The sequence below is a fragment of the Bacillus sp. LNXM65 genome (assembly GCF_002998575.1).
Lineage (GTDB): Bacteria > Bacillota > Bacilli > Bacillales > Bacillaceae > Bacillus.
The window spans coordinates 503,805-530,007 of the sequence record NZ_PVRB01000001.1 but is presented as its reverse complement, the minus strand read 5'-3'; the positions used below and the strand labels follow the sequence as shown (position 1 = coordinate 530,007).

At 41.2% G+C, this 26,203-nt stretch carries 27 protein-coding genes; 17 read left to right on the top strand and 10 right to left on the bottom strand.

All coding sequences use genetic code 11. From position 1 onward, the window contains the following. The first annotated feature begins 50 nt into the window (after window positions 1-50). A complete protein-coding gene (locus tag C6Y03_RS02625) occupies window positions 51-830 on the top strand; it encodes a Cof-type HAD-IIB family hydrolase (RefSeq protein ID WP_106038781.1) in 780 nt (259 codons plus the stop codon). A 39-nt stretch (window positions 831-869) separates the two neighbouring features. Here the strand turns inward: C6Y03_RS02625 and def are convergent, their stop codons facing one another. Continuing rightward, a complete protein-coding gene (gene def, locus C6Y03_RS02620) occupies window positions 870-1,427 on the bottom strand; it encodes a peptide deformylase (RefSeq protein WP_034662672.1) in 558 nt (185 codons plus the stop codon). A 112-nt stretch (window positions 1,428-1,539) separates the two neighbouring features. Next, window positions 1,540-1,731 (bottom strand): YjcZ family sporulation protein, encoded by a 192-nt coding sequence (locus C6Y03_RS02615; protein WP_106030973.1) that lies wholly within the window; start codon window positions 1,729-1,731, stop codon window positions 1,540-1,542. A gap of 234 nt (window positions 1,732-1,965) precedes the next feature. On the opposite strand from C6Y03_RS02615, the gene C6Y03_RS02610 reads away from it, so the two are divergent. The 5 genes from C6Y03_RS02610 to lpdA all read left to right on the top strand — a co-directional run bounded on the left by C6Y03_RS02610 (window position 1,966) and on the right by lpdA (window position 8,006). Continuing rightward, window positions 1,966-2,634 (top strand): YkyA family protein, encoded by a 669-nt coding sequence (locus C6Y03_RS02610; RefSeq protein WP_106038780.1) that lies wholly within the window; start codon window positions 1,966-1,968, stop codon window positions 2,632-2,634. Between the two features lie 410 nt (window positions 2,635-3,044). Beyond that, window positions 3,045-4,160 (top strand): pyruvate dehydrogenase (acetyl-transferring) E1 component subunit alpha, encoded by a 1,116-nt coding sequence (gene pdhA, locus C6Y03_RS02605; protein ID WP_060596162.1) that lies wholly within the window; start codon window positions 3,045-3,047, stop codon window positions 4,158-4,160. Between the two features lie 3 nt (window positions 4,161-4,163). Continuing rightward, window positions 4,164-5,141 (top strand): pyruvate dehydrogenase complex E1 component subunit beta, encoded by a 978-nt coding sequence (gene pdhB / locus C6Y03_RS02600; RefSeq protein ID WP_012009824.1) that lies wholly within the window; start codon window positions 4,164-4,166, stop codon window positions 5,139-5,141. Between the two features lie 107 nt (window positions 5,142-5,248). Further along, a complete protein-coding gene (locus C6Y03_RS02595; RefSeq protein ID WP_024426891.1) occupies window positions 5,249-6,589 on the top strand; it encodes a dihydrolipoamide acetyltransferase family protein in 1,341 nt (446 codons plus the stop codon). A 4-nt stretch (window positions 6,590-6,593) separates the two neighbouring features. Beyond that, on the top strand, window positions 6,594-8,006 hold the full coding sequence (gene lpdA, locus C6Y03_RS02590) for a dihydrolipoyl dehydrogenase (protein ID WP_034662665.1): 1,413 nt from the start codon (window positions 6,594-6,596) through the stop codon (window positions 8,004-8,006). A 117-nt stretch (window positions 8,007-8,123) separates the two neighbouring features. On the opposite strand, the gene C6Y03_RS02585 is transcribed toward lpdA, so the two are convergent. Next, on the bottom strand, window positions 8,124-8,504 hold the full coding sequence (locus tag C6Y03_RS02585) for a hypothetical protein (RefSeq protein ID WP_223250460.1): 381 nt from the start codon (window positions 8,502-8,504) through the stop codon (window positions 8,124-8,126). A 316-nt stretch (window positions 8,505-8,820) separates the two neighbouring features. On the opposite strand from C6Y03_RS02585, the gene C6Y03_RS02575 reads away from it, so the two are divergent. Then, the gene (locus tag C6Y03_RS02575; RefSeq protein ID WP_003212464.1) at window positions 8,821-8,940 is read left to right on the top strand and encodes a GapA-binding peptide SR1P; all 120 of its coding nucleotides are present in this window, start codon (window positions 8,821-8,823) and stop codon (window positions 8,938-8,940) included. Window positions 8,941-8,983: 43 nt separating this feature from the next. Here C6Y03_RS02575 and C6Y03_RS02570 read toward each other — a convergent pair whose 3' ends face one another. After that, window positions 8,984-10,456 (bottom strand): aminotransferase class I/II-fold pyridoxal phosphate-dependent enzyme, encoded by a 1,473-nt coding sequence (locus C6Y03_RS02570; RefSeq protein WP_106036756.1) that lies wholly within the window; start codon window positions 10,454-10,456, stop codon window positions 8,984-8,986. A gap of 190 nt (window positions 10,457-10,646) precedes the next feature. Between C6Y03_RS02570 and C6Y03_RS02565 the strand changes: the two genes are divergently transcribed. After that, on the top strand, window positions 10,647-10,916 hold the full coding sequence (locus tag C6Y03_RS02565; RefSeq protein ID WP_060596166.1) for a UPF0223 family protein: 270 nt from the start codon (window positions 10,647-10,649) through the stop codon (window positions 10,914-10,916). A 230-nt stretch (window positions 10,917-11,146) separates the two neighbouring features. Here C6Y03_RS02565 and C6Y03_RS02560 read toward each other — a convergent pair whose 3' ends face one another. Further along, window positions 11,147-11,782: a DUF1054 domain-containing protein gene (locus C6Y03_RS02560; protein WP_060596167.1), complete on the bottom strand. Its 636-nt coding sequence runs from the start codon at window positions 11,780-11,782 to the stop codon at window positions 11,147-11,149. Window positions 11,783-12,070: 288 nt separating this feature from the next. On the opposite strand from C6Y03_RS02560, the gene C6Y03_RS02555 reads away from it, so the two are divergent. Then, a complete protein-coding gene (locus C6Y03_RS02555; RefSeq protein ID WP_003211901.1) occupies window positions 12,071-12,259 on the top strand; it encodes a hypothetical protein in 189 nt (62 codons plus the stop codon). 133 nt (window positions 12,260-12,392) lie between these two features. Then, entirely contained in the window at window positions 12,393-13,199 is an 807-nt protein-coding gene (locus C6Y03_RS02550) for an inositol monophosphatase family protein (RefSeq protein WP_060596168.1), read from the top strand. A 156-nt stretch (window positions 13,200-13,355) separates the two neighbouring features. Here C6Y03_RS02550 and C6Y03_RS02545 read toward each other — a convergent pair whose 3' ends face one another. Together C6Y03_RS02545 and C6Y03_RS02540 are read right to left on the bottom strand one after the other, a co-directional pair. Beyond that, window positions 13,356-13,991 carry a hypothetical protein gene (locus tag C6Y03_RS02545; RefSeq protein ID WP_066030952.1) on the bottom strand — a complete coding sequence of 212 codons (636 nt, stop codon included), beginning with the start codon at window positions 13,989-13,991 and terminating at the stop codon, window positions 13,356-13,358. Between the two features lie 275 nt (window positions 13,992-14,266). Beyond that, the gene (locus tag C6Y03_RS02540) at window positions 14,267-14,446 is read right to left on the bottom strand and encodes a DUF5325 family protein (RefSeq protein ID WP_034662648.1); all 180 of its coding nucleotides are present in this window, start codon (window positions 14,444-14,446) and stop codon (window positions 14,267-14,269) included. Window positions 14,447-14,559: 113 nt separating this feature from the next. Between C6Y03_RS02540 and typA the strand changes: the two genes are divergently transcribed. After that, a complete protein-coding gene (typA, locus tag C6Y03_RS02535) occupies window positions 14,560-16,398 on the top strand; it encodes a translational GTPase TypA (RefSeq protein WP_106036759.1) in 1,839 nt (612 codons plus the stop codon). Between the two features lie 96 nt (window positions 16,399-16,494). Next, window positions 16,495-16,776, top strand: a complete 282-nt coding sequence (locus C6Y03_RS02530; RefSeq protein ID WP_044334035.1) for a YlaH-like family protein — start codon at window positions 16,495-16,497, stop codon at window positions 16,774-16,776. A gap of 31 nt (window positions 16,777-16,807) precedes the next feature. Here C6Y03_RS02530 and C6Y03_RS02525 read toward each other — a convergent pair whose 3' ends face one another. Both C6Y03_RS02525 and C6Y03_RS02520 read right to left on the bottom strand, forming a co-directional pair. Then, window positions 16,808-17,038: a YlaI family protein gene (locus C6Y03_RS02525; RefSeq protein ID WP_012009835.1), complete on the bottom strand. Its 231-nt coding sequence runs from the start codon at window positions 17,036-17,038 to the stop codon at window positions 16,808-16,810. 101 nt (window positions 17,039-17,139) lie between these two features. Then, a complete protein-coding gene (locus C6Y03_RS02520) occupies window positions 17,140-17,757 on the bottom strand; it encodes a YhcN/YlaJ family sporulation lipoprotein (RefSeq protein WP_034662638.1) in 618 nt (205 codons plus the stop codon). Between the two features lie 140 nt (window positions 17,758-17,897). Here C6Y03_RS02520 and C6Y03_RS02515 point away from each other — a divergent pair, with 140 nt between their 5' ends. Further along, window positions 17,898-19,220 (top strand): PhoH family protein, encoded by a 1,323-nt coding sequence (locus tag C6Y03_RS02515; protein WP_060596173.1) that lies wholly within the window; start codon window positions 17,898-17,900, stop codon window positions 19,218-19,220. A 15-nt stretch (window positions 19,221-19,235) separates the two neighbouring features. On the opposite strand, the gene C6Y03_RS02510 is transcribed toward C6Y03_RS02515, so the two are convergent. Further along, window positions 19,236-19,718 carry a hypothetical protein gene (locus tag C6Y03_RS02510; RefSeq protein WP_034662633.1) on the bottom strand — a complete coding sequence of 161 codons (483 nt, stop codon included), beginning with the start codon at window positions 19,716-19,718 and terminating at the stop codon, window positions 19,236-19,238. Between the two features lie 120 nt (window positions 19,719-19,838). Here C6Y03_RS02510 and glsA point away from each other — a divergent pair, with 120 nt between their 5' ends. From glsA to pyc, 4 genes are all read left to right on the top strand, one after another. Further along, entirely contained in the window at window positions 19,839-20,768 is a 930-nt protein-coding gene (gene glsA, locus C6Y03_RS02505) for a glutaminase A (RefSeq protein WP_106038779.1), read from the top strand. Window positions 20,769-20,890: 122 nt separating this feature from the next. After that, entirely contained in the window at window positions 20,891-21,172 is a 282-nt protein-coding gene (locus C6Y03_RS02500) for an Fpa/YlaN family protein (RefSeq protein WP_003212509.1), read from the top strand. A 210-nt stretch (window positions 21,173-21,382) separates the two neighbouring features. Continuing rightward, the gene (gene ftsW / locus C6Y03_RS02495; RefSeq protein WP_034662626.1) at window positions 21,383-22,594 is read left to right on the top strand and encodes a putative lipid II flippase FtsW; all 1,212 of its coding nucleotides are present in this window, start codon (window positions 21,383-21,385) and stop codon (window positions 22,592-22,594) included. Between the two features lie 80 nt (window positions 22,595-22,674). Beyond that, a complete protein-coding gene (pyc, locus tag C6Y03_RS02490) occupies window positions 22,675-26,121 on the top strand; it encodes a pyruvate carboxylase (RefSeq protein ID WP_095285105.1) in 3,447 nt (1,148 codons plus the stop codon). Window positions 26,122-26,203 lie beyond the last annotated feature (82 nt).

Below are 26,203 nucleotides of genomic sequence, written 5' to 3'. Positions count from 1 at the left end.
TGTATGATGAAAGGGAGTGGGTATACATAACAAGAGACAGGAGACGGGATATGAATAAAAAAGTCATCTTCTTTGATATCGACGGTACTTTATATGATCATGATAAAAAAATACCTGAATCAACGAAGCGAGCGGTTCGCTTATTAAAAGAAAAAGGTCATCATCTCTTTATTGCATCTGGGCGTTCGCCTTTTTTGATTCAGCCTATTTTAGAGGAATTAGGGCTTGACTCCTTTATTGCTTATAACGGTCAGTATGTCATGTATGAGGGAGAGGTCATTTACGGCAATCCGCTGAAACTGGAGCTGATGGATCAAATTTATGAAACGGCGGATCGTCATGATCATCCGCTTGTTTTTATGGGGGAAAAAACGATGAAGGCTTCTGTGCCAAATCATCCGTTTATCCATGAGGGGATTGGGACTTTAAAAACAGAGCATCCTGAGCATGATTTGTCTTACTTTAAAGAAAACGAGATTTTTCAAATGCTGTTATTCTGTAAGGCTGAAGAGGAAGTCCAATACGAGGCGTTCCGCGAAGAAATTGATCTTGTCAGATGGCACGAGCTGTCAACAGATGTCCTGCCAAAAGGCGGGTCGAAGGCTGAAGGCATTAAACGAGTCATCGAAAGGCTGCCTTATGATCAAAAGGATACAGTTGCCTTTGGAGACGGTCTGAACGATCGAGAGATGATTTCATTTGCTGGAACTGGCGTTGCCATGGGTAATGCTGTGAATGAATTAAAAGATTTGGCTGATTTTGTGACAAAGCCAGTAGATGAAGACGGCATATTCCATGCAGTGACTCATCTAGGCCTCATTGAAGAGTAAAAAAAGAAGACCCTTAGGCTAATGGGTCTTCTTTTTATTTTATGATCTGCCGATCGCAACAGAGTTGTCTGGCTCAGCGAAGGGCTGATCCTTTTGAATATGATCATAAAACATAATGCCGTTTAAATGGTCGATTTCATGCTGAAAAACAATGGCCGGGAACCCTTTTAGGCGAATATCAATGTCTTCTCCTTCAAGCGTTGTGGCCTTCACCCTGATCTTTTGATATCGAGGGACAAATCCAGGAATGGCTTCATCAACAGATAAGCAGCCTTCACCAGTTGCTAAATAAGCTCTTTTGACCGAGTGACTGACAATGCGCGGGTTGAAAAGGGCATAGCTGTATTCCTCTCCATCTTCGTCCTCACAGTGAACAGCGATCATCCGTTTACTGATATTAATTTGCGGAGCTGCTAGTCCAACGCCGGGTCTGAGTCCATACTTTTCAGCCATGTCAGCATCCTGACTATTTTTGACGAATTCAATCATGTCAGCTAATTGCTGTTTTTCCTCTTCTGTCGGCGGGAGCTCGACCGCTTCAGCTGTTTGTCTTAATACGGGATGTCCGTCCCGTACGATATCTTCCATGGTAATCACAAATCTTCACTCCTATTTCCTTTGTATGTAAAGTATATAAAATGATACACAACATATGCAATGAAATAAAGAAGACCGGTCCTATGAGACCGGTCAGAGGCTTAAACAGCCATTAGCAGCAGCCGCCACCGCCGCCGCCTAAGAATGCTGCGCCAACGATGATTAATAGGATGAAAAGGACAACGATTAAAGCGAATGTCCGTCCTCCGCCGTATCCGTAGCCACCGCCATAACTTGGGTAACAACAGCCACCGCCATATCCACCACCGTATCCATACCCGTGACCGCCGTATCCACCATACATACTTCCATGACTATAATTAGACATACTTTTGACCTCCTTTGGAAATACACTCGGCCTCTCATAAGTGAAGGCGAAGCGTGTAATATAAACTATGTATGAATGCACTATTTGTATAGTCATGCGCCTATCACTTGAAAAAAATCTTCTCCGGCTCATCAGGATGACCTCTTTCCTTGTCACAAGCGCCTATAAAAATTATAGTGGTATGTGGAGATGTAAAGGGGGAACCTTGTGATGAGACAGATGAGAAGAAGCATGAAAGCATGTGCTGCTTTAGCGGGGATATGTACCCTTTTGCTGGCGGGATGCGGGGGTCAAAGTCCATTTCATGACATGCAAGATGCGATGACGAAAATGAGCGAAAAAGAGGCATCCTTTGAAAAAGAGCAAGGTACACTGCAAAGCTATGAGAAAAAAGAGCAGCAGCTCTATACAAAAATGATTCAAACCACAAAAGATCATACAAAAACAGTGTCAAGCCTTTCTGATCAGGCGTTAGCATCTGCAGCGAAACGAAAAGAACATTTAAAAACAGAAAAAGACAGCATGGATGAATCGAAAAAAGAATTGAAAACGGTAAAGGAATCTGCCGGACGTATAAAAGATACGGATTTAAAAGAAAAAGCAGATGAAACGGTCAAATCGCTTGAGAAAAGATATGCGTCGTATGACCAGCTTTACAAGGAATATCAAAAGGCGCTGAAACAAGATCAGCATTTGTATCAATCTTTAAAGAAGAAGGACTTAGGATATGAAGAGTTGAAATCCAAGCTGAAGACGGTGAACCGTTCTTATAGCAAAGTCAGAAAAGAAGGTAAGAAGTTCAATCAATATACAAAGCAATTGAATGAGCATAAACAGGCTTTGTATAAAGCGGCAGATCAAGAGTCCCAAAAGAGCTGAAAAAACAGCTCTTTTTTTATTTTTCGACAAAAACAAACATTTTCTATTGTAGTACAGTAGTACAATCTATACTAGTACAGTTCGAGGTGTTTGTTAAACAGATTGATACAGCTCACTATAAAAAGTAAAGCGAATACATTTATTTAAATAAAGCCGTTAAATCAATTGACGGACTATTTTTCTTGTTGTAAACTAGTCCTTGTTAACAGAAGTTGTATTAGTTTTTTGTGAACTATCGTTAATACAGTTAGAAGAACTCAAAAACGAGCGATCATCTAATGTTTCGACAACGATCCTAGTGGCTATTAAATACAGGAGTCATATGAGTATTTTGGGTTATCCTATATCTGTATGTATAAATGGATTCACGACAAATTGACTGTTAAAAGAAAGGAAGAGGTGACTTTAGAATGGCTGCAAAAACAAAAAAAGCAATTGTTGATAGCAAAAAGCAATTTGATGCCATCAAAAAGCAGTTTGAAACGTTTCAAATTTTAAACGAAAAAGGCGAAGTCGTAAACGAAGCGGCAATGCCGGATCTCTCAGATGACCAATTAAAAGAATTAATGCGCCGTATGGTGTTTACACGTGTATTAGATCAACGTTCAATTTCATTGAACCGTCAAGGACGTCTTGGCTTCTATGCGCCTACAGCTGGACAAGAGGCTTCTCAGCTTGCAACTCACTTTGCACTTGAGAAAGAAGATTTCATTCTTCCAGGATATCGTGATGTACCACAATTAATCTGGCATGGCCTTCCATTAACAAAAGCGTTCTTGTTCTCTCGTGGACACTTTGTTGGTAACCAAATGCCTGAAGATGTGAATGCACTTTCTCCACAAATCATTATCGGTGCACAAATCATTCAAGCTGCTGGTGTAGCTCTTGGTTTGAAAAAGCGCGGTAAAAATGCTGTTGCAATCACTTACACTGGTGATGGCGGAGCTTCACAAGGTGATTTCTACGAAGGTATCAACTTTGCAGGGGCTTACAAAGCGCCAGCGATTTTTGTTGTCCAAAACAACAGATATGCAATCTCTACACCTGTTGAAAAGCAATCTGCTGCACAAACAATTGCACAAAAAGCAGCTGCAGCTGGTATCGTAGGCGTACAAGTTGACGGTATGGATGCATTAGCTGTATATGCAGCAACTGCTGAAGCTCGTGAGCGTGCTGTAAATGGCGAAGGTCCAACATTAATCGAAACTCTTACATTCCGTTACGGTCCACATACAATGGCTGGTGACGATCCAACAAGATATCGTACAAAAGAAGATGAAAATGAGTGGGAGCAAAAAGATCCATTGGTACGCTACCGCAGATTCTTGGAAAACAAAGGCCTATGGTCTGAAGAAGAAGAGAATAAAGTCATCGAAGATGCAAAAGAACAAATCAAACAAGCGATCAAAGAAGCTGACGAACAGCCTAAGCAAAAAGTCACTGACTTGATTGAAAACATGTACGATGTGAAACCATTCAACTTAGTTGAACAGCTTGAAATTTACAAACAGAAGGAGTCGAAGTAAGCCATGGCGCAAATGACAATGATTCAAGCGATCACTGATGCGTTACGCACAGAACTGAAAAATGACGAAAACGTTCTCGTTTTCGGAGAAGACGTTGGTAAAAACGGCGGCGTATTCCGTGCGACTGAAGGATTGCAAAAAGAGTTTGGTGAGGATCGTGTATTCGATACTCCACTTGCTGAATCTGGTATTGGCGGTCTTGCAATTGGCCTTGGACTACAAGAATTCCGCCCAGTAATGGAAATTCAATTCTTCGGATTCGTTTACGAAGTATTAGATTCTGTTTCTGGACAAATGGCTCGTATGCGTTACCGTTCTGGCGGACGCTGGCATTCTCCAGTGACAATCCGTTCTCCATTCGGTGGAGGGGTTCATACTCCTGAGCTTCATGCTGACAGCTTAGAAGGTCTTATCGCACAACAGCCTGGTATCAAGGTTGTCATTCCTTCAACACCTTACGATGCAAAAGGACTATTAATTTCTGCAATCCGCGACAACGATCCGGTTGTGTTTCTTGAGCATATGAAACTTTATCGCTCTTTCCGTCAGGAAGTTCCTGAAGAAGAGTACACAATTGAAATCGGTAAAGCTGACGTGAAACGTGAAGGTTCTGACCTTTCAATCATCACTTATGGTGCAATGGTTCACGAATCACTTAAAGCTGCTGAAGAACTTGAAAAAGAAGGCGTTTCTGCTGAAGTGATCGACCTTCGTACAGTAAGCCCGCTTGATATTGAAACAATCATCGCTTCTGTTGAAAAAACAGGTCGTGCGATCGTTGTTCAAGAAGCACAAAAACAAGCTGGTATTGCTGCAAACGTAGTAGCTGAAATCAATGACAGAGCAATCCTTAGCCTAGAAGCACCAGTACTTCGTGTAGCTGCACCTGATACTGTATTTGCTTTCTCTCAAGCTGAGAGCGTATGGCTTCCAAACCATAAAGACGTGCTTGAAACAGCTAAGAAAGTTCTTGAATTTTAATTAAATGACAGAGGGGAAAAGAATTTATTTCTCTTCCCCTTTATCAATTACAAGACCGTGTAAACATACACAACAAGGATTCAACAAAATCTAGGAGGCGAAAAACAGTGGCATTTGAATTTAAACTTCCGGACATCGGAGAAGGTATCCACGAAGGTGAGATCGTTAAGTGGTTTGTTAAACCAAACGACGAAATTAATGAAGATGACGTTTTAGCAGAGGTACAAAACGATAAAGCAGTTGTAGAAATTCCTTCACCTGTTAAAGGAAAAGTATTAGAATTAAAAGTTGAAGAGGGAACAGTTGCAACTGTAGGACAAACAATCATTACGTTTGATGCACCTGGTTACGAAAATCTTCAATTTAAAGGCAGCGAAGAAGAAGGCGAAGCAAAAACTGAAGCTCAAGTACAAGGTACTGCTGAAGCTGGTAACGAGCCAGAGAAGAAAGAAGTGGCACAAGAAGAAGCGGCAGCAGCAACTGGTGCAGGCGCACAAGAGCAAGTAGATGCTGATCCAAACAAACGCGTCATCGCTATGCCATCTGTACGTAAATATGCTCGCGAAAAAGGCGTTGAAATTTACAAAGTTGCAGGTTCTGGTAAAAACGGCCGTGTGTTAAAAGAAGATATCGACAGCTTCGTTAATGGTGGTTCTGCAGCTCAAGAAGCAGCACCTCAAGCAGCTGAAAGTGCGAAAGAAGAAGCAGCTCCAAAAGCGGCAGCAGCTCCAGTTCTTGAAGGAGAATTCCCAGAAACTCGCGAGAAAATGAGCGGCATCCGCAAAGCGATCGCGAAAGCAATGGTGAACTCTAAGCATACAGCTCCTCACGTAACATTAATGGATGAAGTTGATGTAACGAACCTTGTTGCACATCGTAAACAATTCAAACAAGTTGCAGCTGATCAAGGAATCAAGTTAACTTACTTGCCTTACGTTGTAAAAGCTCTAACTTCTGCTTTGAAAAAGTACCCAGTACTTAACACTTCTATCGATGATAAAACAGATGAAGTTGTTCAAAAGCATTACTACAACATCGGAATTGCAGCTGACACTGAAAAAGGCCTGCTCGTTCCAGTTGTGAAAAATGCAGATCGCAAAGCAATTTTCGAAGTGTCTAACGAAATCAATGAGCTTGCAACAAAAGCACGTGATGGTAAACTGGCTCCAGCTGAAATGAAAGGTGCATCTTGCACAATCACAAACATCGGTTCTGCTGGTGGACAATGGTTTACTCCAGTCATCAACCACCCAGAAGTAGCGATCCTTGGTATTGGCCGTATCGCTGAAAAAGCGGTTGTTCGTGATGGCGAAATCGTTGCAGCTCCAGTCTTAGCTCTTTCCCTAAGCTTTGACCACCGTATGATCGACGGAGCTACTGCGCAAAATGCCCTTAACCACATCAAGCGTTTATTGAATGATCCACAATTAATTTTAATGGAGGCGTAATGTCATGGTAGTAGGAGATTTCCCAATCGAAACAGATACTCTTGTCATCGGTGCAGGTCCTGGTGGATATGTAGCTGCTATTCGTGCTGCACAGCTTGGACAAAAAGTAACAATCGTTGAAAAAGGAACACTTGGCGGCGTATGTCTAAACGTTGGCTGTATTCCTTCAAAAGCATTAATCAATGCTGGCCATCGTTTCGAAAATGCTAAGCATTCTGAAGACATGGGTATCAAAGCTGAAAACGTAACAGTTGATTTCACAAAAGTTCAAGAGTGGAAAGCTTCTGTTGTTAACAAATTAACAGGTGGAGTTCAAGGTCTTCTTAAAGGAAATAAAGTAGACATCGTTAAAGGTGAAGCTTATTTCGTAGACAGCAACTCTGTACGTGTAATGGATGAAAATTCAGCACAGACTTACACTTTCAAAAATGCAATTCTTGCAACTGGATCTCGTCCAATTGAATTGCCTACTTTTAAATACACAGACCGCGTGATCAACTCAACTGGTGCTTTGGCGCTTAAAGAAGTACCTAAAAAGTTAGTTGTTATCGGTGGTGGATATATCGGTACTGAGCTTGGAACTGCTTATGCAAACTTTGGAACAGAAGTTGTCATCCTTGAAGGTGGAGACGAAATCCTTCCAGGTTTCGAAAAGCAAATGAGCTCATTGGTTAAACGTAACTTGAAGAAAAAAGGAAACGTTGAAATTCATACAAACGCTCTTGCAAAAGGCGTTGAAGAAAAATCTGATGGTGTCACTGTTACTTTCGAAGTAAAAGGTGAAGAAAAAACAGTTGATGCTGATTACGTACTTGTTACAGTTGGTCGTCGTCCAAACACGGATGAGCTTGGTCTTGAGCAAGTTGGTGTTGAATTGACTGATCGCGGAGTTGTCAAAACAGACAAACAATGCCGTACAAGCGTATCTAACATCTATGCAATTGGTGACATCGTTGATGGACCACCACTTGCACACAAAGCTTCTTACGAAGGTAAAATTGCAGCTGAAGCAATCGCTGGAGAGCCAGCTGAAATTGATTACCTTGGTATTCCTGCTGTTGTATTCTCTGAGCCAGAACTTGCAACTGTTGGGTACACTGAAGCAGAAGCAAAAGAAGAAGGAATCGAAATCGTTGCAGCGAAATTCCCATTCGCAGCGAACGGACGTGCACTTTCTCTTGATGCAACTGATGGCTTCATGAAAATGATCACTCGTAAAGAGGATGGTCTTGTTATCGGTGCACAAATCGCAGGTGTTGGCGCTTCTGATATGATTTCAGAGCTTAGCCTTGCAATCGAAGCTGGAGTGACTGCTGAAGATATCGCAATGACAATTCACGCTCATCCAACTTTAGGTGAAATTACAATGGAAACGGCTGAAGTAGCAATTGGAAGCCCAATTCATATCGTAAAATAATGAACCTATTAAAACCCTCTCTTGATGGAGAGGGTTTTTTTGAGCGCTCCCATATGAAAAACCCCTCATGAGATGAGGGGCTTTTTCATATGGATATATAAGTGCAAGGGTAGGCCATTAATTTGTATTCACGCGGTCTAAAGCGTGGCATAAGGGCGATAAAATATCCTCTTTGCTGCTGACATTTCCTTCAATCTTCACAATGACTTTTTCATTATTTACAAGTAAAATAGCCGGCAATTCGTCTACTTCATTTTTCCAGCCTTTACGATCTTCTTTCACAATCATCTTTGACATTTCCTTCGGATATTCATTCTTTAAATCGAGGACTGCATCATAATAAGGACTTTCTTTATCAAGATTTTCTGCATCTGTAAAAAAGAGAATTCTTGGTTTCTGAATATGACTGACTTGGTCGGTCTGATTCGGTATGATATACGCAAATGAGCATGAACTAAGTACAAAGAGCATGGGGAATATAATGAGAAGTGACCTCATAAAATTCAATCTATTCACCTCAAAATCCTTTGGGGTTGTCCCAACATTTTTAGGAGCTGGTTACCTGTTAGTCACTCTAGTGTATCATGTCCTTTTTGACAATTTTCGATTGTTACTCAATTGTTACAGAATTGATATGAAGCAAAATACAATTGAAACGTTCCCTCAATATGATGAGAAAAAAGCACATATTCATAAAAAATATTTAAATGTGTCATACAATTAACCGTTGACAACTTAAATGTGACATCATATTATAGAGATATGAAATAGATTAAACGCTTTCAAATTATGAATGAAGAAAAGGGGAATGTACGTGGGTACAATTATTTGTCAAGATTGCAATGAAACCATTGATCAATTTGAAAATGAAAAAGTGACAACGCTATACGGAACGTGTGGTCACTGTCATTGCTGTGATGAAGCCTCTGAATAAATAAAAAAGCATGCAGCTCCATTTGGGGCTGCATGTTTCTTTTTTATAAAATTGGTTTTTGTTCTTTAATCACGCGGATCATTTCAAGCGTTGAATCTTCTGGTCCTTGGACAGGGAGACCAATTTCAATGTTTTTAAAGATATATGAGATATTTTCTTCTGTGATAATTTCTCCTGGTATAAAAATAGGAATGCCTGGCGGGTACACCATAACAAACTCTGCGATGATGCGGCCCGCTGCTTCTTTAAACGGAACCACTTCTGTTGTGGCGTAAAAGGCGTCACGGGGCGTCATGGCAAGCGATGGAATCTCAGGCAGCAGGACTTCTGTGACCGCTTGTGTGCCGCTCTCACTTGTAGAGGTTGCGGCAATTTCCTTCATAGCCGTTATAAGCGTATCGATTGTTTCATCAGAATCACCAGGGGTCACAATACATAAAATGTTGTAAAGGTCAGAGAGCTCCACTTCAATCCGGTAGCTTTCTCTCAGCCATTTTTCGACATCATGGCCATTTAGCCCAAGGTCTTTAATTGAGATAATTAATTTCGTTGGGTCATAATCGTACGTAGAAGCTGAACCGAGTATTTCCTTGCCAATACACGTAATGCCATCAATTTGGTTCAAACGGTTTCTCGCTGATTCAGCCAAACGGATGGCTTCATCTGCAAGTGCCTTTCCTTCAGTGGCTAATCGCTTTCGAGCGACATCAAGTGACGCCAAGAGCAAATAAGAAGTAGACGTTGTCGTCAGCATGCTCAAAATCGATTGTACGCGATCTTTTGAGACAAGCCCTTCCTTCATATTTAAAATAGAGCTCTGGGTAAGGGAACCGCCGAGTTTATGGACACTCGTTGCTGCCATGTCGGCACCTGCCTGCATCGCAGATAGTGGAAGCTCATCGTGAAAATGAATATGCACGCCGTGTGCTTCATCGACAAGGACAGGCACATGAAATGAATGGGCAATGTCTACAATCGATTTTAAGTCTGCTGAAACCCCAAAATACGTCGGATTAATCACAAGCAGACCTTTTGCATCTGGGTGCTCCGTGAGCGCCTTTTTCGCTGATTCTGGTGTAATGCCGTGAGAGATGCCAAGTTCTTTGTCTATTTCTGGGTGAATAAAAACAGGAACTGCGCCAGAAAATACAATGGCGGACATAATCGATTTATGGACATTGCGCGGAATGATGATTTTATCTCCAGGTCCGCATACGGTCATCACCATTGTCATGATGGCGCCGCTTGTTCCTTGAATAGAGAAAAATGTATGGTCAGCACCGAATGCTTCAGCAGCGAGCTCCTGTGCTTCTTTTATCATCCCTCGAGGTGAATGTAAATCATCGAGAGGTTCTATATTAATGAGATCAATGCTTAATGCATTGTCGCCAATGAATGCTCTGAATTCAGGGTCCATCCCGGCTCCTTTTTTATGGCCTGGAATGTGAAATTGGACTGGATTGGTTGCAGCATGCTTTTTTAGTCCAGTGTATAAGGGTGTATCATGTTGTGACAATTGCTTTCCCACCTTCATCGAAATACCTGCTATTATTGTGCCAATAATGGCAGATTTCATTGCATAAAACAAAAGAATTATATTATGAACTGATCGGAATGTAAAGCATAAAATCAATCGGTTTCTGATCGAACAGATGCTATAATAAAAGTTCAAATAAGAAATGAGTGTTAAAGTGAGGGACAAGTAAATGGAATATCAATATCCAATGGATGTCGACTGGACGACAGAGGAAAAGATTGCCGTTATTTCGTTTTTTCAAGCTGTTGAAAAAGCCTATGAAAAAGGAATTGCGAAGCAGGAGTTATTAGATACTTATAAACGATTTAAAGAGGTTGTGCCATCAAAAGCAGAGGAAAAGACGCATTGTGCAGCGTTTGAAAAGGAAAGCGGGTATTCTCCTTATCGTACAGTGAAATCTGCAAGAGAGGCAGAAGAGACAGCCGTTATACGTATGTAAGAAAAAACGAGCCTGCATGGGCTCGTTTCAGCGTGTAGACAAACCCTCGCATTCGGTGTCAGTCCTGCGTGCCGGTGCTCCCGAATGTCAAATTCGCTCCGCTCCGGTACTCGTCCTTCCTAGACTGCAAAGGTTTTCTATCACGCTGAAAAGAAGACAAAAGGCTAAAATGAAGATCATTTTAGCCTTTTGTCAACAATCAGAAACGAGCCTGCATGGGCTCGTTTTTTTTATACAGATTCTTTTTGTGTAAAGCGGTATAGATAAGTCAACGTGCGGAAGGCATCTTCGATTTTTGATAAGTATTCTTCATTATTCATTTGAACGACTTCTTCTCTAGGCAGCTGAATGCCGCAAAGGAGTTCAGCTTTTTTCACCGTTTGGACACGTTCAAACAGCGTTTTCAGCTGTTCTGCATCAAGCTCGCTGTGACGCATGACATCTGGTTTCATATGATCTTTAGACCAAACAAAATCTTGTGGTATTTTCTTCTGAATGGTATCTAGTTCTTTTTCGAACAGCTGACCATACTCGCCTTTCACAGGAGATTCATAAATGAGCGCAAACCATACAAAGACATGTGTTTTCCAAAGCCCAATTTGAAAATGAGGGAGTTTTTTATACCCACGCTTGCTGTTTGCAAAAGCAACCCACGTATCATTTGGCGGATTGACTGATCTTCTAGCATGCTTTGCGACATGTACAAACATTTCGTCTCCTGTAATAGAAGAAAGAAGTGGTGCAAAGTGTTCACCAAGTGCCTCGAGCTTTGGACGGACTCTTTCTTTTAATACGGTCATTCGTTCATCTAAACCGTCAACTGTAAATGTCTCAAAATCTTCATCTCTAAAACGCATTTCACTCATATTATGCCTCCTGTATTCTTTAGCTGATCATATTTTATCATAGCTTGGGTCAAGCTCAAAAAAAGATGCACTGTCAGATCAAAGATTGTAGAGGAAGTAGGACAGCGTTTAAAAACAACGATTTTGTGGTACATAATAAATAGGTAAAGACACAATTTTTAGAATGTCGTTGCGGTTATGCGATCGCTTCATACGATATAAGCAAGAACCAATTCTCTTATCGATTGAATTTTTTATCAATGAAAACTGACAAGGAATGAATCATTCTCTGGAAGGGGCGTTGACCAAATGAAGCAAATCGTGAAGCAGGGGTATAGACAGGAGAAGAAGAATCGCATCGCTGTGTGGAGATTAGAGGTGGATTATGAGCTTTCTACGCTTCATGAAGCCATCGAGCAAAAAGATGACATCCAAATCGAACGCAGCAAACGAAAGCTTGAGCGCCTAAGAAAAGAATGGGAGCAGCTTAAAGGGTAAAACAAGGTGAGGTAAAAACGAACCAATTCATCGGTTCGTTTTTGTATGAAGCTGCTTTTTTCTTGCTTTTACGTACATAATATCAGTATGCTAATACAAATAGGTATTACATAGAAAAGAGGTTTACAGTCTGATGACAAACTGGGTGGAAATTGACCGTCTTGCAAAGCTTTGGGTAAAAGAAGCAGGAAGCCGTATTAAAGCGTCCATGCAGGAAGGTCTATCAATTGAAACAAAATCAAATCCAAATGATCTTGTCACTAATATCGATAAAGAAACAGAACGTTTTTTCATTGAAAAGATACAATCGACATTTTCAGATCATCACATTTTAGGAGAAGAGGGACAAGGGGAAGAGGTGACCTCACTGGATGGGATCGTGTGGATCATTGATCCAATCGATGGCACAATGAACTTTGTCCATCAAAAACGCAACTTTGCCATTTCAATCGGGATATTTGAAAATGGCATAGGGAAAATCGGTCTCATTTATGACGTCATTCATGACGAGCTTTACCATGCGGTCAAAGGGGAAGGGGCCTATATGAATGATACCCTGCTTCCGCCATTAAAAGATGTAGCGATTGAAAAAGCCATTGTCGGCATTAACCCGACCTGGGCGATCGAAAGCCCTTATTTTGATGCTAAACCGTTTGCCCGTCTCGTGCGTGATGTGAGAGGGACGAGAACGATTGGATCAGCTGCCCTTGAGCTCGCTTATATCGCAAGCGGCAGAAGTGACGCATACGTTACGTTAAGGCTTGCGCCGTGGGATTATGCAGCAGGGTGTGTGATTCTAGATGAAGTAGGGGCTGTCTACTCAAATATACATGGAGAACGCCTAACTTTTCTAGAGAAAAACAGTATCGTCGCCGGAAATCGATCCGTTTGTGAAAAGATTTTACACGATTACATAAAAGGCAGAGGAAATAAAAAATAAACCAAATCACTTCATGAGAATGAAGTGATTTTTTGTGTTTGATGAAACTTTTTGGTAACAAATGACTAGTTGTCGATATGAAAAAGTCAAGTGATCATTCTTTATTGGCTGAAATAAAAACCCCCCATCTGGGCGAACCAGATGGGGGGTTTGTGCTTAGCTTAATTTTTCTTTTGCCATTTGAACTGCATCATAGAACGTTTTTAATTGCTCTTGAGGAATTTTCTTCAGCATTTGGTTGAAAACAAGTAATTCAGTAGAGCTGAATCCAAGGCCTTTTGCAATTTTTGAATCAATTACAACGTTTCCTTTTTTGTCTAGAACAAGTGCATCACCAGCAAGATCAGCAAGTCTGATCACTGATTTGAAAAGTTTTTCGAATTTAGCTGCTTCTTCTTTCGTAAGACCAAGTTCAACAGCTTTTGCTGAATCAAAGATCAATTTCCCTTTTTCGTTTTTAGTGATGCTTTCACTGAAAACGATTGTAAGAACAGCTGCGCGATCTAAGAATTTCTCAGCAGTCGCCGCTTCTTCTTCAGTTAGTCCGAGCTCAACAGCTTTTTTCACATCAAATGTGTAGCTGTTGTCTTCTTCAACAAATGAATTGATGAGAATGTTGATGACGCGCTCGTTTTTCTCCAATAATTCTTTAATGATTTGCTGCTGTTCAAAAGGAATCCCTTTGAAAGTTGCAGCACTTGCTTGCCCAGGAGCTACTGTTGTGAAAGTAAGGATGATAGCTAAAGCGAAAAATACAACAGAGCTGAGCGATTTACTCAAAAACTTCTTCATGCTTCTTTTCTCTCCCTTTTCTGTTAAATTTTGTTGCAAGAACAGCATACCATGAGAAACTTTGTGGAAGAATAGGAAAATTGTAACTTTATGTTTGGTTTTGGAGAACTATAAACGTTATTGTCGAAAAATGAAGAGGTTCAGATTGCTTACTTTTGCCAATTATATATGATATGTTTCGTCTCTACACTCGAGCTTTCATAGGTGGTTGGTCTTATTTTTACTCAAAATAAAAAGCCTTCTACATGTAGAATGTAAAAGGCTTTTGAGGAATTTTATGATTGCACGTTTAATTTTCTTTTTAATGTAAATCCTGTACCCATGAAAATCATGGCGAACATAATACTTAGACAAATACCCAGCACGTTTTTTTCTGCAAGAGATACCCCAATAAACGCCATACTGACAACTGCAAGTAATGCACATAATAATAGAAGCCATTTGATTTGTTTCATTTGTCTCCATCCCTTTTTTTAGAGTTAATATAAGTTTACAGAAAAACGATCGGCATTTAAAGAGGATTGTGATATAATATGAAAGTTATCTAATTATTTTAGGAGATGAAAATGTGAAACTTCGAAAAGATCTTCGCAACATCGCAATTATTGCCCACGTTGACCATGGTAAAACGACGCTTGTTGACCAATTGCTCCATCAAGCTGGTACTTTCCGTGCGAATGAAAATATCGCTGAGAGAGCCATGGATTCAAATGATTTAGAGCGAGAGCGCGGTATTACGATTTTAGCTAAAAATACTGCGATCCATTATAAAGATACACGCATTAATATTTTAGATACACCAGGACACGCCGATTTCGGTGGTGAAGTTGAGCGTATCATGAAAATGGTAGATGGTGTACTTCTCGTTGTGGATGCTTATGAAGGCTGTATGCCTCAAACACGCTTTGTGCTGAAAAAAGCACTTGAGCAAAACTTAACACCAATCGTTGTTGTCAACAAAATTGACCGCGACTTTGCTCGTCCGGCTGAAGTAGTCGATGAAGTAATTGACTTGTTCATTGAATTGGATGCAACAGAAGAACAGCTTGAATTCCCAGTTGTCTATGCATCAGCAATCAATGGTACAGCAAGTAACGATGCGAGCACGCAAGATGAAAACATGGAATCTTTGTTTGAAGCCATTGTTAACCATATCCCTTGCCCAGTTGATAACCATGAAGAGCCGCTTCAATTCCAAGTGGCACTACTTGATTACAATGATTATGTTGGAAGAATCGGGATCGGCCGTGTCTTCAGAGGAACAATGCAAGTAGGACAGCAAGTGGCCTTAATGAAAGTTGACGGCAGTGTGAAACAATTCCGTGTGACAAAGATTTTTGGTTTCCAAGGGTTAAAACGAGTGGAAATCAACGAAGCGAAAGCAGGAGATCTTGTTGCTGTATCGGGAATGGAAGACATCAACGTAGGTGAAACGGTTTGTCCGGTAGAACACCAAGAGGCCCTGCCAATCCTTCGTATTGATGAGCCGACACTTCAAATGACGTTTGTTGTAAACAACAGCCCATTTGCAGGCCGTGAAGGAAAATACGTGACATCACGTAAAATTGAAGAGCGCTTAGAGCAGCAGCTTCAAACAGACGTCAGTCTTCGTGTGGATCCAACTGATTCACCTGATGCTTGGGTTGTATCTGGACGCGGAGAGCTTCACTTATCCATTCTTATTGAGAATATGAGACGTGAAGGATTTGAATTACAAGTATCGAAGCCAGAAGTTATTGTAAAAGAAGTTGATGGTGTTCGATGTGAGCCTGTTGAACGCGTTCAAATTGATGTACCAGAAGAGCACACTGGCTCTATCATGGAATCAATGGGCGCAAGAAAAGGTGAAATGATTGACATGATCAATAATGGTAACGGTCAAGTTCGCCTGATCTTTACAGTGCCATCACGTGGTTTAATCGGATATACAACTGAATTTCTTTCATTAACTCGTGGTTTTGGTATTTTAAACCATACGTTTGACAGCTACCAGCCAATGCAGTCTGGCCAAGTTGGCGGACGCCGTCAAGGTGTACTTGTTTCAATGGAAACAGGTAAAGCGACTGCTTACGGAATCCAAGGCGTTGAAGAGCGCGGTGTGATCTTCGTTGAGCCGGGTACTGAAGTATACCAAGGAATGATTGTTGGTGAGCATAACCGTGAGAACGATCTTGTTGTCAACGTGAGCCGTATGAAACAACAAACAAACGTACGTTCAGCGACGAAAGATCAAACGGTGAGCATGAAGAAACCACGTATTATGTCACTTGAGGAATCTCTTGAGTACTTGAATGAAGACGAATACTGTGAGGTTACACCTGAATCGATTCGTTTAAGAAAGAAAATTTTAGATAAAAACGAACGTGAGAAAGCAGCGAAGAAGAAAAAGCTAGCAGGATTATCGTAATTCCATGAAGAATTAAAAAGATAGAACCCTGAAAGATAAGGGGAGGGAATCTTTTTGAATGATCAGGAAGTAAGTGAAAATCTATCCTTTTTCGCGATGCTGTTTCGTGTCGATGAAAATCCGCAAACAGGGATGTGGCTCCTATATGGTACCATCCTTGTTTTAGCGATTATTGTTTTTAAGCTCGGCTTTGCTAGACGTTTACCGATTTTAAAAGCACTCGTGATTTACTTGTTTTTGATTTTTGGCTGCACGTTTCTCACATTTCTAGGAATCTTTCTGCCAGTAGCGGAAGGCCTAGTCGTGGCAGCTGCCATTTTGATTATTTATAAAATACGGCTGCATCGTGCAAAAAAAGAAGGAACAGTGAATACGTAAAAAAAAGACCTGAACATGTGTCAGGTCTTTTTTATGTCTTTTGTTCTTTTTTTCCTTTTTTCTTCTTTTTCTCTTTCGTCGCAGGATCTTGATAAAGAGAGAATCTGCCAGTTTTGATGCGTGCTTCTGTCTTTACTTTAATGCGTTCCTGACAGTCATCGCACATATATGTATGAATCGGTCGATTTCTTAACCGCTTAGCAACGAGTGTATCATCATCAATTGTTTCAAGCTTCTCACATAATGAGCACTTCACTCTCATCATTTTCACCTCACTTATTGCATTTATTATAGCATGTTTTCCAAGCACTTGAAATCAGCGTAGAAAAAGGCTTATATCACAGGAGATATAAGCCGTTCTCTTTATTTCTTCTGATTCATATGATGGTTTGATTGATCATTTTGATGTTTGTCTAACTGCTTTTGATCGTTTTGTTTGAGCTGATCATTTGGCTCATTCGTCGGGTCTTTTTCGTGACGATCGATTTCATTTCTCGGCATCTCTGGCATCACGCGGCCGACAATGGCAGCTAGTTCATCCATAATCCCACTTACAGGACGGCCTGCTTGTATTTCTTTGCCCATTTCTTTTAACCGGCTGACTGTATCCGGATCAGCGACTACAACAGCATTCGCACCTTCTGGGTCATTTTTCAGCGCTTTTGCAACTGAATATTTAATGGTTTCTACTTTGCTTCTATCTAAATCATCTTTTACATCAATACCAACAACAGCATAGCGGCCGATGACGATCGCCGTTGCATCATTGACATCTGCTACGTTCTCTGTCACTTTGACAAGATGCTGCGCAACATCTGTGGATGACCGGGCTTGATTGGTCTTTTTCTTTGTTGAGTCTGACACCCGTACTACGTGCTGGCGTCCATCTTGCTTGTCCAGTGCTTCTGGCTTTTCCTGCTGCTGGCAAGCGCCCAACAGAATGATGGCTTGAATCATGAATAATGTCATAAATAGTCGCATCTATATTCCCTCCTTCACAAACTGCATGATTTATTTTATTGTTGAATTAACCTTCTAACTTTATTCATGAAAACATATATTTTAACAATCGTTTTGGGAAAGACAAGGATGAATGAAACCCCGATCAGGAGGCGAAGGACCTGAGTAAAATTTATGTATTAGACACAAATGTGTTATTACAGGATCCGAATTCAATCTTTTCATTTGAAGACAACGAGGTCGTCATACCAGCCGTTGTGTTAGAAGAAGTAGACTCGAAAAAGAGATATATGGACGAGGTTGGGCAAAATGCCCGGCGTGTCTCACGCTTAATCGACGGTTTAAGATCGAAAGGGAAACTGCATGAAAAAATTACACTAGAATCAAAAGGCACGCTGCGCATTGAACTGAATCACCGCTCCTTCCATGAGCTTCAAGAAATTTTTATTGAAAAAACGAACGATAATCGGATTTTGGCAGTCGCGAAAAATTTGAGCTTAGAGGAAGAAACAAAGCCTCATGGCCGGCCTGTCATTTTGGTCAGCAAGGATGTGTTAGTGCGGGTAAAGGCAGATGCTATAGGGCTTCAAGCAGAAGACTTCTTAAGTGACCGTGTCCTGCAAAATGAAGACATCGATAATGGCTATCATGAGCTCTACATTCCGACTGAGCAATTGAATACATTTTATAAGCAAAATCAATTACCAATAAAAGAAGTCACAAGTGCACCATTCAACCCTCATCAATTTGTCATCATGAAGGGAAATGAAGGCGGTTCTGCTTTAGGAATGCTTGATCAAAAGGCAGAGCATATGAAACGTCTCGTTTATGATCAAGAGTATATTTGGGGAATCCGTCCAAAAAATGTCCAGCAGACGATGGCACTCGAGCTGCTTTTGCGCCGTGACATTCCGCTCGTGACGCTGATCGGAAAAGCGGGGACTGGTAAAACATTGCTTGCACTTGCTGCCGGATTAATGCAGACAGAGGATCTCGGTATGTTTAAAAAGTTGATCGTGGCGCGCTCAATCGTGCCTGTTGGGAAAGACTTAGGCTACTTGCCAGGAGAAAAGGAAGAAAAGCTCAGACCATGGATGCAGCCGATCTATGACAACCTAGAGTTTTTATTTAATACAAAAAAGCCTGGTGAACTTGATGCGATTTTGGCGGGAATTGGATCTATTCAAGTCGAAGCATTAACATATATTCGGGGAAGAAGTATACCTGATCAATTTATTATCATTGATGAGGCACAGAATTTAACAAAGCACGAGGTGAAAACATTATTAACGCGAGTCGGAGAAGGAAGTAAAATTGTGCTGATGGGAGATCCAGAGCAGATTGATCATCCTTATTTAGACAGCTTAAATAATGGGCTTACGTATGTGATCGAGCGGTTCAAAGGACAGCAAATCTCTGGACATGTCAAGCTTGTCAAAGGAGAAAGGTCTGGACTTGCACAGCTTGCCGCTGATTTGCTATAGTCCAGACCCTCTGACTTATGTAATCATCAGCTCTTTGACACCTTTTATCGGCTGAGTGAGGTTGGACTGATCCGCGAAATAGACGTGGATTGGTCCTTCTTCTGTGATTGGCTTACCATTTTGACTGAAATGAGCAATGCTCTCCATTGCCTGAGAAAGCGGCACAGCAATTGTACCTGTTTCTGTGACAAATTCGCATGTATCCGCATGTTCAAGCGGCTCAGCATTTTTTAGCATATCGCCAAGTTTCATCCCGAAGCTGCCTGTGACGAGTCTTTCCTTTTCGTACTTCTTCTCTGTTTTTAACGTGGGTGGAAGTGTTTGACCTTCTCTTATGACCCGCTCTTGGTCAAGCTCCTGATCTAGCTGATTCTCTTCACTTTCTGCACTTTTTTCAAAGAATGAATCCATTAAAAATTTACGGTCATCAAAAATCCATACACTTGGATCAATGGTGATCTTGTACTGTACGTTCCCCTTGATTTGAATGATGCTCATGTTCAAGACAACCCCTTTCCAACATAAATTATAGAAGTTTTCCCCCGCTTTGTCACTTTCATAAACATGCGTCTCCTTGTACACACTAATCTTACATGAAGGATAGGGAGGATATTAGGCATGGCATGTCGCGACAATGAAGAGCTTCATCGATTTGTAGAAGAAGCAAAAAAAGTGGCCAAAGATGGTCAAGTAGCATCCTATATTCCCGCACTCGGCAAAGCGGATCAGACGGATTTATCTGTGGCTGTGTATCATGTGAGTAATACGTGCCACTCGGCAGGAGATGTAGATAAACGGTTTACTCTTCAAAGCATTTCAAAAGTATTAGCACTTGCGCTCGTGCTCTCAGAAGAAGGACCAAAAAAAGTATTTCAATTTGTTGGACAAGAACCAACAGGTGACCCGTTTAATTCGATGATCAAACTGGAAACAGCGAGCCCGAATAAACCGCTGAATCCAATGATTAATGCAGGGGCGCTCGCAGTCACGAGTTTAATCAGAGGAGCGACTCCGCAAGATCAGCTGAGCCGTTTGCTTGGCTTCATTAGAGAGCTGGCAAATGACAAAAGCATTACATACTGCAAAGAAACAGCTGCCTCCGAATTTGAGACATCCATGATTAACCGGGCGATGTGCTATTATATGAAGCAATATCATATTATTAGAGGGAACGTAGAAGAAGTCATGGACGTCTATACGAAACAATGTGCCATCATGATGAATAGCTTGGATTTGGCGAAAATTGCTTGTGTTTTTTCATTAGACGGCAGACATCCAGAGACGGGTAAGCAGATTCTTTCGAAAGATGTCGCTAGAATTTGTAAAACCTTTATGGTGACGTGCGGCATGTACAATGCGAGCGGAGAATTTGCCATTAACATCGGAATTCCTGCTAAAAGCGGTGTCTCAGGCGGGATTATGGGGGCGGCACCATATGATTTCGGGATCGGTATCTTCGGTCCAGCTCTGGATGAAAAAGGGAATAGTATTGCTGGGATTAAGCTGCTTGAGCTGATGAGTGAAAAATATGAGATGAGTATCTTTTAATGAAGGAAGGCTTCTTTTTATTTTTACAAAGCGAACTGTACAAATCTGCTTGCAATTTTGGGCGTTTCGCTTTATGATAAATAGAAGAATTAGGTACTCGCCTGGGGAACGGAGGGATACTTTTGGCGTCAGAAATTTTAGTCGATCATCGGCAAAAAGCACTGGCTTTATTAAAATTGGATGCAGATAAAATTTTAAAATTGATCCAAGTGCAAATGGACAACTTAACGATGCCGCAATGTCCTCTTTATGAAGAGGTTTTAGATACTCAAATGTTCGGATTATCGAGAGAAATTGATTTTGCTGTCCGGCTTGGATTAGTTGATCAACATGAAGGTAAGAAACTACTCGATAAACTTGAGAGAGAGCTTTCCGCACTTCATGATGCGTTCACAAAAAAATAATGATTGAAAACTCAAACTTCCTCAACATAAGTTTGAGTTTTTTTGTCCTCTATTTTCTTTTCATTGATTGATGTCAAACGGACTTGATTCTTTCATGAATGACGAACAATATAAAAGAGGTAAAACGAGATCAAACGGAGAAAATGTAGTAGAATAAAAACAGCTAAGAGGATATCAAGCAGTAGAAACAGACGTTAGGAAGAGGATTATATGTTAAAGAGAATGCTAAAATCGTATGACTACTCATTATTGTTCGCCATTATTTTAATTAGCGCATTCGGTTTGGTCATGGTGTATAGCTCAAGTATGATTACATCTGTGATCAGATACGATGCCGCACCAGATAATTTTTTTAAGAAACAGCTTTTATTTATGATCGTTGGAGCGGTCATCTTGTTCTTTACAGCACTAGTTCCATATCAGCTGTTTTCAAATAAGAAATTCCAGATCGGTATGCTGCTGCTATCAGTGTTTTCACTCATCTATGTGTACTTTGGCGGTCATATTGCAGGGAACGCAAGAAGCTGGATCAAAATAGGCCCATTTAGTCTTCAGCCAGCGGAATTTGTGAAGATTGTCGTCATTATCTATCTTGCTGCTGTGTATGCAAAAAAGCAGCATTATATTGATCATATTTTAAGAGGAGTCACACCTCCCATCGTGATTGTCTCGATCTTATGCGGATTTATCATTTTGCAGCCAGACTATGGGACAGCCTTTATCATTGGCATGATTGCCCTTGCGATGATTTTATGCTCAGGCTTTAGCGGGAAAACACTTGCGAAGCTGCTGGCGCTATTTAGTGCCGTGATGGTCGTCGTGACCCCATTTATTATTCTTTTTTGGGATAAAATTTTCACGCAAAATCGTCTCGGGCGTTTTGAGAGTTTCCAAGATCCATTTAAAGATGCAGGGGCGACTGGACATCAATTGATTAATTCCTATTATGCTATTGGATCAGGCGGCTTTTTTGGACTGGGTCTCGGAGAAAGCGTTCAAAAGTACGGATATCTTCCAGAGCCGCATACAGATTTTATCATGGCGATCATTTCAGAAGAGCTTGGCTTTTTCGGTGTATTTTTTGTGCTCGCTCTCCTTGGCTTCATCGTGGTGAAAGGTTTTTATATTGCAAGAAAGTGTGAAGATCCATTTGGAAGTTTGCTTGCAATAGGAATTTCCTCCATGATTGCGATCCAAACATGCATTAATTTAGGCGGTGTTTCAGGTCTGATTCCGATTACTGGGGTCACACTTCCGTTTATCAGCTACGGGGGATCGTCTATCATTTTACTGAGCGGCTGTATGGGAATATTGCTGAATATCAGCATGTTTACTGAATATAAAGAGCGTTACAAAAAGAAAAAATCAATGAGCAAGCCATCAGTTCAAAAAAATGGATTGCAGAAAACTTTGAATCTTTAGAAAACAAAAGTGTACAGTTTTCATTTCTTCCTTTATTATAGAGTACATATAAAATTTTAAGGGATATGGAGGAGTGAGAAATGTCACAGAGAACAATTCAAAAGGTTCTAGTTGCAAACAGAGGGGAAATTGCTATCAGAGTCTTCAGGGCCTGTACGGAGCTCAATTTACGTACAGTGGCCATTTATTCCAAAGAAGACTCGGGCTCTTATCATCGCTATAAAGCAGATGAAGCATATCTAGTTGGAGAAGGGAAAAAACCGATTGATGCCTACCTTGATATCGAGGGGATCATCGAAATTGCAAAACGAAATGACGTGGATGCGATCCATCCAGGTTACGGATTTTTATCTGAAAATATTCATTTTGCAAGACGATGCGAAGAGGAAGGCATTCAATTTATCGGTCCAACTTCTCAGCATTTAGATATGTTTGGAGATAAAGTAAAGGCAAGAGATGAAGCGAAAAAAGCTGGAATTCCAGTCATTCCAGGAAGTGACGGACCAGTTGATTCGGTCAAAGAAGTCGAAAAATTCGGTGAAGAATACGGTTACCCGTTTATTATTAAAGCTTCACTAGGCGGCGGCGGCCGAGGTATGCGGATTGTCAGAACGAAAGAGGAGCTGAAGGAAGCCTATGACCGTGCGAAGTCAGAGGCAAAAGCTGCTTTTGGAAATGACGAAGTATACGTTGAAAAACTGATTGAAAATCCGAAACATATTGAGGTGCAGGTGATTGGTGACAATCACGGCAATATCATTCATTTATATGAGCGTGACTGCTCTGTTCAAAGGCGGCATCAAAAGGTCATTGAAGTGGCGCCAAGTGTGTCTCTTACAGATCAACTGCGTGAAGATATTTGTGAAGCGGCTGTTCAGTTGGCCCAGAATGTATCGTATATTAATGCAGGGACTGTAGAATTCCTTGTCGCAAATGGAGAGTTTTACTTTATTGAAGTCAATCCAAGGGTACAGGTAGAACACACGATCACTGAAATGATCACAGGTGTCGATATCGTCCAAACCCAAATTCTTGTCGCAAAGGGTCATGACCTTCACAGCAAGGAAGTCGGTATACCAAAGCAAGAAGATATTTTTACACATGGCTTTGCCATTCAATCAAGGGTCACAACAGAAGATCCTTTAAATGATTTTATGCCAGACACAGGAAAAATTATGGCCTACCGTTCAGGCGGGGGATTTGGTGTACGACTTGATACAGGGAACAGCTTTCAAGGTGCAGTCATTACACCTTATTACGATTCACTATTGGTCAAGCTGTCCACATGGGCGCTCACATTTGACCAAGCGGCTGCTAAAATGGTCCGAAATTTACAGGAATTCAGGATTCGCGGGATTAAAACAAACATTCCGTTTCTTGAAAACGTGGCAAAGCATGAGAAGTTTCTAAAAGGGGAATACGATACGTCGTTTATCGATTCAACGCCAGAGCTATTTAATTTCCCTAAGCAAAAAGACCGTGGAACGAAGATGCTGACTTATATTGGTAACGTGACCATTAATGGATTCCCTGGTATAGCGGAGAAAAAGAAGCCTCATTTTGACAAGCCAATTGTACCGAAGCTTCCTCTTCATCAAGAGATTCCGTCTGGGACAAAACAATTGTTAGACACACATGGACCTGAGGGCCTTGCCAATTGGGTGAAAGAACAAAATAGCGTCCTTTTAACAGATACAACCTTTAGGGATGCGCATCAGTCTCTGCTTGCGACACGCTTCAGAACACATGATTTAAAGAAAGTTGCCCAGCCAACAGCAGGTTTATGGCCAGAGCTGTTTAGTATGGAAATGTGGGGCGGTGCTACATTTGATGTTGCGTACCGTTTCTTAAAAGAAGATCCTTGGGAACGATTAAAAGAGCTTCGCCAAGAAGTGCCAAACACGTTGTTCCAAATGCTTTTAAGATCATCAAACGCTGTCGGATATACAAACTATGCGGATAATGTGATTAAAGCATTTGTAAAGGAGTCGGCCGAAGCAGGCATTGACGTTTTCCGTATTTTCGATAGCTTAAACTGGGTCAAAGGCATGACGCTTGCCATTGATTCTGTTCGTGAATCAGGCAAAGTGGCAGAGGCAGCCATTTGTTATACGGGGGACATTCTTGATCCATCTCGTCCGAAATATGATCTTGAGTATTATGTATCTCTTGCGAAAGAGCTTGAATCTGCCGGTGCACATATTTTAGGTATTAAAGATATGGCGGGATTATTAAAGCCGCAGGCAGCTTATGAGTTAGTCTCTGCTTTAAAAGATGAGCTCACGATCCCTATCCATCTTCATACGCATGATACGAGTGGAAATGGACTGTTCACCTATGCAAGAGCGATTGATGCAGGCGTTGATATTGTGGATGTGGCCGTCAGCTCTATGGCAGGACTCACATCGCAGCCAAGTGCAAGCTCACTGTACTATGCTTTAGATGGACATGAAAGAAAGCCAGACATGAACGTCCAATCTGTCGAACACCTTTCTCAATACTGGGATTCTGTCAGAAAATACTATCGTGAATTCGAAAGCGGCATGAACTCACCTCATACAGAAATTTATGAGCATGAAATGCCTGGCGGTCAGTATAGTAACTTGCAGCAGCAGGCGAAAGGTGTTGGCCTTGGCGACCGCTGGAACGAAGTAAAAGAAATGTACAGACGTGTGAATGACATGTTTGGTGATATTGTGAAGGTCACACCTTCCTCTAAAGTAGTTGGAGACATGGCACTTTATATGGTGCAAAATGATTTAACAGAGGAAGATGTCTATGAAAAAGGAGCAACATTAGACTTCCCGGATTCTGTTGTGGAATTATTTAAAGGCTATTTAGGCCAGCCGCATGGCGGATTCCCTGAAAAATTACAAAAGCTGATTTTAAAAGGAGAAGAACCGCTCACTGTCAGACCTGGTGAGAAGCTGAAGCCAGTGGACTTTGAAGACATTAAGCAGCAGTTCAAAGAATCTCATGACCTGACGCTGACAGAGCAAGACGCGATTGCGTATGCCTTATATCCAAAAGTCTTTTCTGAATTTGTCCAAACAGCAGAAAGCTATGGGGACATCTCTGTTCTTGACACTCCAACGTTCTTCTATGGGATGAGGCTTGGTGAAGAGATTGAGGTAGAAATCGAAAAAGGAAAAACCCTGATTGTCAAACTCGTGTCGATTGGAGAACCGAATCCAGATGCCACAAGAGTTCTTTACTTTGAGCTAAATGGACAGCCGCGTGAAGTCGTGATTAAGGATGAAAGCATCAAATCCTCCGTTCAAGAAAAAATGAAGGCGGACCGTTCAAATCCAAATCACATTGCCGCATCAATGCCAGGCACTGTCATCAAAGTGCTCGTGGAAAAAGGACAGAAAATCTCGCAAGGTGAGCATTTGATGATCAATGAAGCCATGAAAATGGAAACGACTGTACAAGCGCCATTCACTGCGGTCGTAGATGAAATACATGTGACAAATGGAGAACCGATTCAAACCGGTGATCTGCTGATTGTGTTAAAGCCTGAATAATAAGTGAGACACATCCGTCGTGATGTGTCTTTTTTTGAGCACATTAAAATGTGCAGCAGCCTGCGAGAGTAATTACACTATA

Excerpts from the sequence above, each read along its gene's own strand:
- C6Y03_RS02625 (WP_106038781.1), top strand. The coding sequence starts at position 51 with ATGAATAAAAAAGTCATCTTCTTTGATATCGACGGTACTTTATATGAT.
- C6Y03_RS02615 (WP_106030973.1), bottom strand. The coding sequence starts at position 1,731 with ATGTATGGTGGATACGGCGGTCACGGGTATGGATACGGTGGTGGATAT.
- C6Y03_RS02610 (WP_106038780.1), top strand. The coding sequence starts at position 1,966 with ATGAGACAGATGAGAAGAAGCATGAAAGCATGTGCTGCTTTAGCGGGG.
- pdhA (WP_060596162.1), top strand. The coding sequence starts at position 3,045 with ATGGCTGCAAAAACAAAAAAAGCAATTGTTGATAGCAAAAAGCAATTT.
- pdhB (WP_012009824.1), top strand. The coding sequence starts at position 4,164 with ATGGCGCAAATGACAATGATTCAAGCGATCACTGATGCGTTACGCACA.
- lpdA (WP_034662665.1), top strand. The coding sequence starts at position 6,594 with ATGGTAGTAGGAGATTTCCCAATCGAAACAGATACTCTTGTCATCGGT.
- C6Y03_RS02585 (WP_223250460.1), bottom strand. The coding sequence starts at position 8,504 with ATGAGGTCACTTCTCATTATATTCCCCATGCTCTTTGTACTTAGTTCA.
- C6Y03_RS02565 (WP_060596166.1), top strand. The coding sequence starts at position 10,647 with ATGGAATATCAATATCCAATGGATGTCGACTGGACGACAGAGGAAAAG.
- C6Y03_RS02560 (WP_060596167.1), bottom strand. The coding sequence starts at position 11,782 with ATGAGTGAAATGCGTTTTAGAGATGAAGATTTTGAGACATTTACAGTT.
- C6Y03_RS02555 (WP_003211901.1), top strand. The coding sequence starts at position 12,071 with ATGAAGCAAATCGTGAAGCAGGGGTATAGACAGGAGAAGAAGAATCGC.
- C6Y03_RS02550 (WP_060596168.1), top strand. The coding sequence starts at position 12,393 with ATGACAAACTGGGTGGAAATTGACCGTCTTGCAAAGCTTTGGGTAAAA.
- C6Y03_RS02545 (WP_066030952.1), bottom strand. The coding sequence starts at position 13,991 with ATGAAGAAGTTTTTGAGTAAATCGCTCAGCTCTGTTGTATTTTTCGCT.
- C6Y03_RS02540 (WP_034662648.1), bottom strand. The coding sequence starts at position 14,446 with ATGAAACAAATCAAATGGCTTCTATTATTATGTGCATTACTTGCAGTT.
- C6Y03_RS02530 (WP_044334035.1), top strand. The coding sequence starts at position 16,495 with ATGCTGTTTCGTGTCGATGAAAATCCGCAAACAGGGATGTGGCTCCTA.
- C6Y03_RS02525 (WP_012009835.1), bottom strand. The coding sequence starts at position 17,038 with ATGAGAGTGAAGTGCTCATTATGTGAGAAGCTTGAAACAATTGATGAT.
- C6Y03_RS02520 (WP_034662638.1), bottom strand. The coding sequence starts at position 17,757 with ATGCGACTATTTATGACATTATTCATGATTCAAGCCATCATTCTGTTG.
- C6Y03_RS02510 (WP_034662633.1), bottom strand. The coding sequence starts at position 19,718 with ATGAGCATCATTCAAATCAAGGGGAACGTACAGTACAAGATCACCATT.
- glsA (WP_106038779.1), top strand. The coding sequence starts at position 19,839 with ATGGCATGTCGCGACAATGAAGAGCTTCATCGATTTGTAGAAGAAGCA.
- ftsW (WP_034662626.1), top strand. The coding sequence starts at position 21,383 with ATGTTAAAGAGAATGCTAAAATCGTATGACTACTCATTATTGTTCGCC.
- pyc (WP_095285105.1), top strand. The coding sequence starts at position 22,675 with ATGTCACAGAGAACAATTCAAAAGGTTCTAGTTGCAAACAGAGGGGAA.